Raw genomic sequence first — 11353 nt, 5'->3', positions numbered from 1 at the left:
TCGATGACAGTTCCGGGACGGTGCTCGCGAGTTCGGTTTCGTCGAGTCGCCATGCCTCGACCCGGGCGGGGTCGGTGAGCATGGCGACGAGTTCCATACGTCAAACAATACTCGCACATTCATTCGATAACAATGATGTTTTGCCTGGTGAACGTCCTTGGTGGCGAGTAGGTTGGCCTCCGTCGGGGCAGCCGGATTCGAGTGGCCATGCAATGCCGGGTTGCTTGCTGGGTGACGACAAGACTCGTGAACCGCAAATCACGAACGGGCTGGCGGGCACTGGTGGCTTGCAGTGCCGGCTCCGGTTCCAGGCCTTCGTCCGCGCGCCCGGTCCGCGGATGGGTGAGGACACTTGGGCAAGGATTCGCGCAGCTAGGGTTTGAACTATGGGTGGGACACTTTACGAAGATGGCACCGTTCGTATCGATGCCAACGGGGTGACGATTCGGCACTACTACCTTCCGTTCGTGAGCAGATTCCTGCCCTATGAACGAATCGAATCCGTGCACAGCGGTGAGCTTTCCAACATCGGAGGTCGCTGGAGGATTTGGGGGACAACTGATTTCAGCCACTGGTACAGCTTCGACATTAGGCGGCCATCGAAGTCGACCGCCATCGTATTGGAGACTCCGGGCCGGGTGACGCCGGCGTTCACGCCCATGGACCCCGACGCGGTCGAGTCGATGATCGCGGCGCAACTCGCTGGGAAGAGATAGCCGGATCCTTCCCGCGTTCCGGGTGCATCGGTTGCCAGCCGTTGACGGCGATGATGGCGACCGGAGCGCACGGGCGCCGAAGGTGCGTCAGCGCAATGCGTCCAGCGCCTCGTCGATCGGGGTGTCGCCGTTGTTGAACCCGATGAACCTGCCCGCGGTGCGCGGCCGCAGCAGCACTGCGGCGGCCACCAGTGCGACGTCCTCGCGGGTCACGCTGCGCGCGGTGAGGTCCGGTCCCGTCTCGATCCGTCCGGTGGCCGCGTCGATCGTCAGGGCGCTGGGGCCGAGGATGGTCCACGACAGGTCCGTGCCGCGCAGGTAGTCGTCGGCGGCCGCCTTGGCCTCCGCGTAGGCGAAGAACGAGTTATCCGACGGGACACCGTGATCCGCCCGCGCGCCGAGGTACGAGACCATCACGTATCGGTCGACGCCCGCCCGGGCGGCGGCGTCCATCGAGCGGATCGCGGCGTCCCGGTCGACGGCGTAGGTCCGATCCGGATTGCCGCCGCCCGCCCCGGCCGACCACACGACGGCGTCGTGGCCCCTGACGACCTCGGCGATGGCCTCCGTGTCGAGGTGCTCCACGTCGGCTACGACCGGCCGCGCACCGGCGGCCTCGACGTCGCCGACGTGTGCGGGGTTGCGGATCGCCGCGGTCACCTCGTCGCCTCGGTCGGTGAGGATCCGTGCCAGGTGCAGGGCGATCTTCCCGTGCCCGCCGATGATCACGATACGTGCCATGTCGCGTCCTTAGTCGTCGCTGCCGGCGGTCCGGCAGGTGTCCGGGGTTCGCTTCCAGTGCAACACGGTTGACGCCGCCGCGTCCGGACCGACGCGGAATCGCGGCGCCGGGATCAGCTCAACGCGCTGCCCGCGAGCCACTGGTCCCACGGCACTCCCCAGTCGCCGTTCTGCCACACGTCGAGCGGCTCGCCGCCGGTGTTGCGGATCTCGACCACGTCGCCGGGCTGCGAGAATTCGTAGAACCACCGCGCATTCGACGGATTCAGGTTCAGGCAGCCGTGCGAGGTGTTGGTGTTGCCCTGCGCCCAGACACTGCTCTCCAGCTCGTGCAGGTAGATGCCGTCGTTGCTGATCCGGGTGGCCCAGTTGATGGTCTCCTTGTAGCCGAGCCGCGAGTTGATCGGCAGCCCGTACGTCGAGGAGTCCATGATCACCGGGTTGGCCTTGTCGAGCACCGTGTAGGTCCCGGGCTGCGTCCAGAAGTGCAGCGTGGTGTTGCCGATCGTCTCGGTGCCGCCACGGCCCATGGAGGTGGGCATCTCGCGGATCGCCCGGCCGTTCTCGTAGACCGTGACCATCTTGGTGTTGTCGTCGGAAATCGAGACGTGTGAGTCACCGATCCGGAACGAGACCTCGTCGTCCTGCTGGCCGTAGAGGCCGTTACCCAGCTGCGCGCCATAGATATTCGCGCTCACGGTCACCTCGGTGCCCGGCTGGTAGTACTCCCGCGGCCGCCAGTGCACATTCTGGTCGTCGAGCCAGTACCAGGAGCCCTGCACCTTGGGAGTGGTGGTGACGGTCAGCGACTTCTCGGCGGCAACGCGGTCGCCGATCGGCTCGTCGAAGTGCACCGCCGCGACGATGCCGACGCCGTAGGTACCGCCGTCGCTGATCTCGGCGCCGCCGGTGGTGCGCAGGTAGGCCCTGGTCTGGTTGCCGGGATCGAGGGTGGTGACGGTGCTGTTCGCCGTGGTCTCCCGGCCGATGTTGTCGACCGCGGCGACGGCGAGGGTGTAGGTCTTGCCGTAGCCGAGCGGCTCGCCGGGCTTCCACGACGTCTGGTCCGGGGTGATGATGCCGGGGATGACCTTGCCGTCGGGATTGGTCAAGGTCACCGAGGTGAGCGTGCCCTTGGCGACGTCGACGCGGACCGGGCTCTGCGGGCTGATCGGGGCGGCCGACTCGGCGGGGGTGACGGTGACGACTGCGGCGCTGACGGTGTCGGTCGAGGAGTCGGTCCCGCCGTCCTGGCCTGACGAGCTCGTACATCCGGCGGCGAGCGTCGTGGCGAGGACGAGGCACGCTGCGCCGACCGACCGCCGCAGTGACTGCGTGAGCAAGATTCCTCCTGTGCGGATGTGGCGATCACCAGGACCGTCCGGCGGGGTGCCGGCGCCCGGCAAGGCACCCACCACGATATCGGCGCGCACCGACTGGTGCGTTTCCGTCGCGGGCGTGACGACGCCCACAGTGGGTAGGTGGTTGACAACTGAGCGGGCGGGCTGCAATTCTTTGCACAGGTCATGAGTGCCAGCAGATAGCCCCGGCTTGCTGGCCGGCAACCCTCCACCGCGGTGGGGTGCCCCGGGTGACGACCTGGCCGTAGTCCAACACCGGACACGGCAAGCGCGGACTCGAAGCATCAATCCGCGACATTTCGGTACCGCCGGCTCGTTCGGCCGGGACCGTCAGGTCGTCATTGCTGTGCCCGGGTCCCTGAATGCAAGGGAATCTGCCATGACTGCCGTACTCGAGCCCACCTGTGCCGCCACCCGCACCGCCGGTGTCGTCCTCACCGATGCGGAACTCCAGGCGCCGTTTGCCGACGTCTCCGGCGCCGGTCTGACCGTCCCGCTTGCCGACGGCAGCACCTGCACCTACGCAAATCTCGACTACGCCGCCAGCGCCCCAGCCCTGGCCCAGGTCACCGCGCGGGTTCAGGACCTGCTGCCCTACTACGCCAGCGTGCACCGTGGCGCCGGCTACGCCTCGCAGGTGTGCACCGCGAGCTACGAGGGTGCCCGCGACGTGATCGCCGACTTCGTCGGTGCCCGCGCCGACGACGTCGTGGTGTTCACCCGCAACACCACCGACTCGCTGAACCTGCTGGCCGGCTGCGTACCGGGCGAGACCGTCATCCTCGACATCGAGCACCACGCAAACCTGTTGCCGTGGAAGCGAAACGGTGCCCGTGTGGTCGAGGCCGCGGACACCGTCGAGGAGACGATCCGGCGCATCGTCGCCGAACTGTGCGCGCGGCCTGCCGCACTGCTCGCGGTGACCGGTGCCTCCAACGTCACCGGCGAGGTGCTGCCGATCGCGCGACTGGCCGAGGTCGCGCACGAGTGCGGTGCCCGGATCCTCGTCGACGGCGCGCAGTTGCTGCCGCACCGCCGCGTGGACCTGGCGGCGGCCGGGGTCGACTACCTGGTCTTTTCCGGACACAAGCTGTACGCGCCCTTCGGTGCAGGCGTCCTGGTCGGACGGGCGGACTGGCTCGACGCCGCGCAGCCGTACCTGGCCGGCGGCGGCGCCACCCGCGACGTCACCACGGACAACGTGGTGTGGGCCGAGGCGCCGCAGCGCCACGAGGGCGGCACTCCCAACGTGCTCGGTGTGGCGGCCCTCGCGGCGGCCTGCGAGGCGCTGGCAGGCCTGGACGCGGAGCGGGCGCAGGCTCACGAGCGGGCGCTGTGCGAGCGCCTGGTCGACGGCCTGTCGGCGATCGACGGCGTCGAGTTGCTCCGAATCTGGTCCGACGCACCGGATTCCGTCGGCATCGTCACCTTCACCGTCGACGGCTGCGCGCCGCGTGAGGTGGCGTCCTACCTGGCTGACATCCACGGCATCGGGGTGCGGGACGGCCGGTTCTGCGCGCACCCGCTGCTGGCCCGGCTCGGGCGTCCGGAGGGCGCGGTCCGCGCCAGCCTCGGACTGGGCAGTCGGGCGTCGGACGTGGACCGGGTGGTGGCCGCGGTGCGCGAGTTCGTCGCCGCACGCACCACGGACTCCTGCTGCGCCACAGCGGCACTCGCGCCCTAATCGCCTACTCCTCCATCGGCCTGGCCCGGTGGTAGCGGCCGTCGTGGTAGAGCAGCGGCGACGCGGCGGCCTCCGCGTCGTCCTCGTCGTGCACCCGGGTGACCTGCCCGATGACCAGGGTGTGGTCACCGGCCGGGATCAGCTGGTGGACGGTGGTGCGCAACCAGATCGGCGTGCCGTGCAGCACCGGTTCGCCGGATTCGAGTCGCCGCCACAGCGACTCGTCGCTGAAACGCTGATCGGCGCTGCGCGAGAACCGCTGGGCGAGGTGACGCTGGTGTTCGCCGAGCAGGTGGATCACCAGTGACCGGGCGCCGCGAAGAGCGGCCATGCTCGACGACGCCTCCGCGATGTTGAACGAGACCAGCGGCGGGTCGAGCGAGAGCGACGCGAACGAGGTGGCGGTGAACCCCACCGGTCCGGTGTCCGCGTCCAGGGTGACGATGACGACGCCGGCCGGGTGTCGGCGCATCGCGGCCCGGTACTGCTCGCCGGTGATGCCGTCAGTCACCGCTCACTCCATGTCGATCGTCAGGCCCGCGGTGATCCGCACCAGCTCGGGAAACGTCGTCCGGAACACCGTGTCGGGGGTGCCGGCCGCGACCCACAGTTCGGCGTACCGGTTCAGCGCGTTGTCGACGTAGGTGGGCAGGTTGGTCGGGTGACCGACCGGCGCGACGCCGCCGACGGGCTGACCCGTCATCTGCCGCACCAGGTTGACCGGCGCCCGGGTCAGCGTGCCCTCGAGCAGTTTGCCGGTGCGTTCGACGTCCACCAGGTGGTCGCCCGCGACGATCAGCAGAACCGGGTCGTCGTCGAGCAGGAACACCAGTGACTTCGCGATCGCACCGACCTGGACGCCGAGCGCGGTCGCCGCGTCCTGCGCGGTGTGGGTCGGCTCGTCCTGGGTGACGATCACGCCGTGGTGGCCGCGCGCGATGAGGGTCTTCGCCACGTGGGCCGCATTCGGGTGCAATAACCTGGCCATGCCTCAGAGTAGGGCGAATTCCCGGCCGTCACATCCGATGTTCGGCGCGTGGCGTGTCAGGACCGGCCAGCCGCGGCGTCGAGCCCCCGCGACCGGCGGACCCGCCAGGTGGTCATGCCGATCAGCGCGGCGGTGCCGGCCACCGCGTAGCCGACCAGGGTCAGCGAGGGCTGCCCGATCCCGGTGCCGCCGAAGTAGACGATGCTGCGCACGCCCTCGGTGCCGGCTCCCGGGGTGATCCAGCGCCCGATCGCCGCGTAGAAGCCCGGCAGCACGTTGGAGCCGAACGCGCCGCCCGCGCTGGGATTCCCGAGCACCACGAAGATCAGGATGGCCAGCGGCACCGCCAGGATGCCGACGACCGCGCGCAACCCCATCGTGAACATTCCGGTGGCGAACACGACACCCGCCCCGAGCAGGGACAGCGGCAGCAGGTGGCCGGTGAAGGTGCCCAGCAGGTTGGTGGTGACGAGTGCGCCGAGGAACCCGGAGACCAGTGCGTACCCGGCCATCACCGCGGTGTGTGTCCAGGCCTCGCGACGGGTCCGGGGGGCGCCGATGAGCAGCCCGATCGCCGCCGCGAGCAGGTAGCCGCCGACCACCCAACCGATGGCCAGGTAGAAGCCGGACAGGCCGCGGTTGTCGTGAACGCCGACCGGCACCTCGTCGCGGACCACGAAGGTGCGGTGCTCCGCGGCGTCGGCCTCGGTGAAGATCGCCTCGAGCGCGGTGGCGGCGGAGCTCCCCGCGGCGCTCGCCGTGATCAGGGTGTCGGTGCCGGAGGCGCTGACCACGTACGCACCCATGATCTCGCGGCTGTCGATCAGGTTGCGTGCCTCGAAGGTGTTCGCGGCGACCCGCGCCTCGACGGGCCGGGAGTCGATCGCGTTGAGCCGGTCGGCGACCTGCTGGTCGATCCCGGCCGGCAGCCCGGCCTCCGCGACCACGGCGATCGGGATGTCGTGCGGGGTCGGCTGGTGGAAGGCCGCGACGTAGCTGGTGATGAACCCCAGCTGCAGCAGCAGGATGCCGGCGACCAGCGCGACCATGATCTGGCGGGTGCTGTAGCGGTCGGTCGGGCTGGTGGACCGGTGCGGCTGCGCGCCGTTGTCCGCGTCGGGCCGAGCGTCGGAGTCCAGGGTGTCGGTGTTCGTCATGGGTGCTGCGTCCTCGCTGTCGCATGCTGCTTGCCGATACTCTCGGTATTGAATACCGTAGGTATCGTGAATGAGGCGAGTCAAGCGAGAGCTGCGTCACCCGAGGTTTCGCAGTCGGCGGCCGGGGGCTTCCCGCAGGCGCGGCCGGGCCGGGACGTGGTGCGCCGCCGGCTGCTCGACGCGGCCGCGGAGGAGTTCGCCGAGCGCGGCTTCGTCGCCGCCCGGCTGACCGAGATCGCCCGCCGGGCGGGCTTCACCAAGGGCGCCGTCTACTCCAACTTCGAGTCCAAGCAGGACCTGTTCGCCGAGCTGTTCGCCGAGCGTTCCCTCGAGCTGGCGGGTCGGGTGCTCGCCGAGATCGCCGGGCTCAGCGCCACCGATGCCGCGGGCCGGGGCGGCGAGACCATCAGTTCCTGGCTGGTCGGCGATCCGGGCTGGGCGCTGTTGGTGCTCGAGTTCGGCGTCCAGGCCGGCCGTGAACCCCAGCTCGCGGAGGCCTACCTGCACGAACGGCGTCGACTGCGGGGTCAGATCGAGGAACTGATCGCCGAGCGCGCGGCCGAGTGGGGGGTGTCCGAGCAGGTCGACGCCCGCAACATCGCGATCACGCTGATGGCCTTGATCTCCGGGCTGATGCTCGAGCACGCCGTCGACCCGGAGCAGGTGGACCGCGCGGCGGTCCAGGCCGCGGTCTCCGGGTTGTTCGCGAACGCCCTGCGTCGCCGCTGACCCGCCGCTCGGTCAGTGACGGCAGGGGTCCGTCGGTGCTCGTTACTGCAGGTCAGTACCCGTATCCGTCCTCGGGGCCCAGCATCCGTTCGAGCCGGATCCGGTTGATCTTCGCCAGTTCCCCCGCCATGGTCTTGCGTTCGGCCTCGGGGGAGTTGTCCAGCCGTCCGGTCAGGTCCGCGAGCAGGTCGGCGGCGTCACGGCCTGCGGCGCACCACAGGTAGGGGTAGCCGAACCGGGTCTCGTACCGGGTGCTGGCCTCGACCACCGCCGCCATCGTCGCCTCGTCGGGCGCCCACACCGCGCACTGCTCGAGGCGCGAGGCGGCGGTGTCGACGCGACGCGCCACGCCGAGGTGGCAGTCGAGGGCGTGTTCGATGTCGGCGTCGGAGAGCGCGAACAGTTCGGTGTCGGCGCGGGTGAGCAGGTCGGCGTGGGCGCGGTACGGGCGGCCGTCCGCGAGATGCCCGGCCCACGCCACCGAGCAACAGCACTCGAAGAGCGCGTGCACGGCCCGGGCGCGGGGGAGTGCGTTGAACCGGTCGAGGCCGAGTCCCTGATGCATCAGCATGTTGTGCCTCCGAGGTGTACGCCAATCCCATGCTCGCGAACTCGCGGCCGTTTTGGAAGCACTTCGGGGGAGTTTTCGTGGTCTTAACATGGGCGATCGGTGTTGTTACTGTCGAGTAATGACCGAACAGACCTGGAATGCCTTCTCCGTCGAGCACAAGGACCACGTCGCGCAGGTGACGTTGATCGGCCCCGGAAAGGGCAACGCGCAGGGGCCCGACTTCTGGCGTGAGCTGCCGCTGATCTTCGCCGAGCTGGACGCCGACCCCGAGGTACGTGCGGTGGTGCTCGCCGGATCTGGCAAGCACTTCTCCTTCGGTCTCGACCTCGCGGCGATGGCCCCGATGATGGCGCCGGTCCTCGGCGACAAGGCGCAGGCCGCGCCGCGGACCGCCTTCCACGAGGACATCAAGTCGATGCAGCGGTCGATCAACGCCGTCGCCGACTGCCGCAAGCCGGTCGTCGCGGCCATTCAGGGCTGGTGCATCGGCGGCGCCCTCGACCTCGTCACGGCCGCCGACATCCGCTACGCGAGCGCCGACGCCAAGTTCAGCATCCGCGAGGTCAAGGTCGCGATCGTCGCCGACATGGGCACCCTCGCCCGGCTGCCCGCGATCATCGGCGACGGGCACCTGCGCGAGCTCGCCCTCACCGGCAAGGACATCGACGCGGCCCGGGCCGAGAAGATCGGACTGGTCAACGACGTGTTCGCCGACGCCGATGCAGTCCTGGCCGCGGCCCACGCCACCGCGGCCGAGATCGCCGCGAACCCGCCGCTGGTGGTGCACGGCATCAAGGACGTCCTCGACCACGGCCGCAGCGCCGCCGTCGACGACAGCCTGCGGTACGTCGCGGTGTGGAACGCGGCCTTCCTGCCGTCCGAGGACATCGGCGAGGCGATGGGCGCGGTGTTCGCCAAGCGCGCACCCGAGTTCAAGGGGCGATGACCCGCCCCGCATCTCCTCTCCCGCAGCCACGGTCGGGGATGTGAAGTGCGGGTAGGGCACTCGTGATCCGCCGGCGGCGCCCGACGCGCCGCCGGCAGCGGTCACGGCGAGACCGGTCACGGCGCCGTCCGGCTTGCACCCCCACTTCCGGCGGGCACATACTGGCGGCCGGCCACAATGATTGATTGACGCAAGCAAGAAGGTTCCCGATGACGCCGGACGAGCTCGACCCCCTCACCGACCAGATCGGCAACTACCTGGTTCGACTGCAGCGGGTGCGCGAGCGGACGATCGCGCACGCCAAGGCGACCGACGGTATCGACCCGGCGGCCTACGCCTGCCTCTTCCGGCTGCTCCGGGACGGGCCGATGCGGTCCGGCGCCCTGGCCGAGGTGATGTACAGCGATCCGTCGACAGTCAGTCGACAGGTGGGACAACTGGTCGAGCGCGGCCACGTCGAGCGGCAACCCGACCCGACGGACGGTCGTGCCAGCGTGCTGGCCGTTACCGAGGCCGGCCGGGCGGCCGCCGAACGGATACGGGTCGGCCGAAACGAACGCCTGGGCCGACTGCTGGTCGACTGGCCGCTCGACGACCTGCAGGACTTCGCGCGGTTGATGGACCGGTTCGTCTCGGACTACGAGCGGCTGCGACCGACCTGGGTCACCGCCGACGCGCCCGCGACGAGCCCGGGATGGCCTCCCAGCCGGTGACCGGTGCCGCCCGTGAATCGGACGTCACCGGCATCTTCACCCACCGTCAGGTCCTGACGATCCTCAGCGGGCTGATGCTCGGCATGTTCCTCGCCGCGCTGGACCAGACCATCGTCTCGACCGCCATCCGGACCATCTCCGACGACCTCAACGGCTACGCACTGCAGGCCTGGGTCACCACGGCCTACCTCGTCACCGCGACCCTCTCCACGCCGCTCTACGGCAAGTTGTCCGACATGTACGGGCGAAAGCCGTTCTTCCTGGCAGCCATCGTCATCTTCGTGGTCGGCTCGCTGCTGTGCACCCTCGCGCAGTCGATGTACATGCTCGCGGCGTTCCGGGCCTTCCAGGGCCTCGGCGCCGGCGGCCTGATGGCCCTGGCCCTGGCCATCCTCGGCGACATCGTCGGACCCCGGGAGCGGGCCAAGTACCAGGGCTACTTCCTCGCGGTGTTCGGTACCTCGAGTGTGCTCGGTCCGGTGCTGGGCGGGTTGCTCAGCGGACAGGACGAGATTCTCGGAATCGACGGCTGGCGTTGGGTTTTCCTGGTGAACGTGCCGATCGGCATGGTTGCCTTCGCGGTGGTGTTCAAGGTGCTGAACCTGCCCGGGGTCAGGCGTCCCGGGCTGCGGATCGACGTCTGGGGCGCGGTGGTGCTTGCCGTCGGCATCGTCCCGCTGTTGGTGGTGGCCGAGCAGGGCCGCGAATGGGGATGGGGCAGTGCGCTTTCGGTCGCCTGCTATGTGGTCGGCGCGCTCGGGGTGGCCGGGTTCGTGCTGATCGAGAAACGGATGCGTGCTGCGGCGCTGATCCCGCTGCGGATGTTCCGCAACTCCACCTTCGCGCTTGGTGTCGTCATCTCGATCATGGTGGGCGCGGCCATGTTCGGCGGCATCTCGCTGCTTCCGCAGTACCTGCAGGTGGTCCGCGGCGCCAGTCCGACGATGGCGGGCATACAGATGCTGCCGATGGTGGTCGGCATGATGTCGGCCTCCATCATCTCCGGCCAGTTGATCGCGAAGACCGGGCGCTACCGGGCCTTCCCGGTGATCGGGGCGGCGCTGCTCGCGCTCGGGGTCTTCCTCCTGCACTACGTCGAGGCGGACACGTCCCTGACGGTCGTGATGGCGTTCATGTTCGTCACCGGGTTCGGCCTCGGCAACCTGATGCAGCCGCTGACCCTGGCGATCCAGAACGCGCTGCCGCCGCAGGACATGGGAGTCTCCACCGCCGCGGCTACCTTCTTCCGGCAGATCGGCGGCACCCTCGGCGTCGCGGTCTTCCTGTCCATCCTGTTCGCGCAGCTGACGCCCAACATCACCGACCAGCTGCAGACGGCGCTGCAGGACCCGGCCTACCAGCAGGCCGTCGTCGCGGGCCTGCACAGTTCCAACCCGGCCGACGTCGCCTTCGCGACGGGTCTGGTCAACCGCGACGTGTCGGCGGCGGGTGCGGTGCTCCAGGACAGCTCGATCATCCAGCAGCTCAGCCCGGTGCTGGCGCAGCCCTTCAAGGTCGGCTTCGCGGAGTCGATGTCGACGGTGTTCCTGTCCGTCACCGGCGTCGCGCTGGTGGGTCTGGTGCTGGTGCTGTTCTGGAAGGAGGTCCCGTTGCGAGTCGGCGGCGGGCTGGCGGCCTCCGCGGCCGCCAGGGCGGGGCGTACCAACCCGGAGGAGGTCGGCGGCCCGGAGGGGGCTGGGGATCCGGAGGGGGCTGGAGACCGGCCGCGGTGAACACGCGGGCCGCC

12 protein-coding genes and 1 riboswitch are annotated in these 11353 nt (G+C 69.5%); of the genes, 6 read left to right on the top strand and 6 right to left on the bottom strand.

The annotated features are described in order from the left end of the window. Positions 1–386 precede the first annotated feature (386 nt). Complete coding sequence (locus tag ACFO6S_RS08955; RefSeq protein ID WP_378416086.1) at positions 387–716, top strand: hypothetical protein; 330 nt, start codon at positions 387–389, stop codon at positions 714–716. Between the two features lie 87 nt (positions 717–803). On the opposite strand, the gene ACFO6S_RS08950 is transcribed toward ACFO6S_RS08955, so the two are convergent. Then, on the bottom strand, positions 804–1457 hold the full coding sequence (locus ACFO6S_RS08950; protein WP_378416084.1) for an NAD(P)H-binding protein: 654 nt from the start codon (positions 1455–1457) through the stop codon (positions 804–806). 113 nt (positions 1458–1570) lie between these two features. Beyond that, the gene (locus ACFO6S_RS08945; RefSeq protein ID WP_378416082.1) at positions 1571–2800 is read right to left on the bottom strand and encodes a L,D-transpeptidase; all 1230 of its coding nucleotides are present in this window, start codon (positions 2798–2800) and stop codon (positions 1571–1573) included. 179 nt (positions 2801–2979) lie between these two features. Next, positions 2980–3095, top strand: a riboswitch (SAM riboswitch). Positions 3096–3197: 102 nt separating this feature from the next. On the opposite strand from ACFO6S_RS08945, the gene ACFO6S_RS08940 reads away from it, so the two are divergent. After that, positions 3198–4502 (top strand): aminotransferase class V-fold PLP-dependent enzyme, encoded by a 1305-nt coding sequence (locus ACFO6S_RS08940; RefSeq protein ID WP_378416080.1) that lies wholly within the window; start codon positions 3198–3200, stop codon positions 4500–4502. A 4-nt stretch (positions 4503–4506) separates the two neighbouring features. Here the strand turns inward: ACFO6S_RS08940 and ACFO6S_RS08935 are convergent, their stop codons facing one another. Genes ACFO6S_RS08935 through ACFO6S_RS08925 form a run of 3 tightly spaced genes read right to left on the bottom strand, consistent with a single transcriptional unit; the run spans position 4507 to position 6647 of the window. Beyond that, the gene (locus ACFO6S_RS08935; protein WP_378416133.1) at positions 4507–4974 is read right to left on the bottom strand and encodes a flavin reductase family protein; all 468 of its coding nucleotides are present in this window, start codon (positions 4972–4974) and stop codon (positions 4507–4509) included. A gap of 42 nt (positions 4975–5016) precedes the next feature. Further along, the gene (locus ACFO6S_RS08930; RefSeq protein WP_378416078.1) at positions 5017–5490 is read right to left on the bottom strand and encodes a YbaK/EbsC family protein; all 474 of its coding nucleotides are present in this window, start codon (positions 5488–5490) and stop codon (positions 5017–5019) included. A 56-nt stretch (positions 5491–5546) separates the two neighbouring features. After that, positions 5547–6647: a hypothetical protein gene (locus tag ACFO6S_RS08925; protein WP_378416076.1), complete on the bottom strand. Its 1101-nt coding sequence runs from the start codon at positions 6645–6647 to the stop codon at positions 5547–5549. 159 nt (positions 6648–6806) lie between these two features. Between ACFO6S_RS08925 and ACFO6S_RS08920 the strand changes: the two genes are divergently transcribed. Further along, positions 6807–7376, top strand: a complete 570-nt coding sequence (locus ACFO6S_RS08920; RefSeq protein ID WP_378416131.1) for a TetR/AcrR family transcriptional regulator — start codon at positions 6807–6809, stop codon at positions 7374–7376. A 52-nt stretch (positions 7377–7428) separates the two neighbouring features. Here the strand turns inward: ACFO6S_RS08920 and ACFO6S_RS08915 are convergent, their stop codons facing one another. Next, the gene (locus ACFO6S_RS08915) at positions 7429–7947 is read right to left on the bottom strand and encodes a 2-oxo-4-hydroxy-4-carboxy-5-ureidoimidazoline decarboxylase (protein WP_378416074.1); all 519 of its coding nucleotides are present in this window, start codon (positions 7945–7947) and stop codon (positions 7429–7431) included. Between the two features lie 118 nt (positions 7948–8065). Here ACFO6S_RS08915 and ACFO6S_RS08910 point away from each other — a divergent pair, with 118 nt between their 5' ends. The 3 genes from ACFO6S_RS08910 (at position 8066) to ACFO6S_RS08900 (ending at position 11339) form a co-directional block, all read left to right on the top strand. Beyond that, the gene (locus ACFO6S_RS08910) at positions 8066–8893 is read left to right on the top strand and encodes a crotonase/enoyl-CoA hydratase family protein (protein WP_378416072.1); all 828 of its coding nucleotides are present in this window, start codon (positions 8066–8068) and stop codon (positions 8891–8893) included. Between the two features lie 209 nt (positions 8894–9102). Continuing rightward, positions 9103–9606, top strand: a complete 504-nt coding sequence (locus ACFO6S_RS08905; RefSeq protein ID WP_378416070.1) for a MarR family winged helix-turn-helix transcriptional regulator — start codon at positions 9103–9105, stop codon at positions 9604–9606. Further along, positions 9588–11339, top strand: coding sequence for an MDR family MFS transporter (locus tag ACFO6S_RS08900; protein ID WP_378416067.1), 1752 nt, complete (start codon positions 9588–9590; stop codon positions 11337–11339). The genes ACFO6S_RS08905 and ACFO6S_RS08900 overlap by 19 nt, the downstream gene beginning before the upstream one ends. Positions 11340–11353: the final 14 nt, after the last annotated feature.

The sequence above is a fragment of the Rhodococcus kronopolitis genome (assembly GCF_042654025.1).
In the GTDB taxonomy this organism is placed as follows: domain Bacteria; phylum Actinomycetota; class Actinomycetes; order Mycobacteriales; family Mycobacteriaceae; genus Rhodococcus_G; species Rhodococcus_G kronopolitis.
The sequence above is the reverse complement of the archived record's forward strand: the minus strand, read 5'-3'. Positions and strand labels throughout refer to the sequence as shown.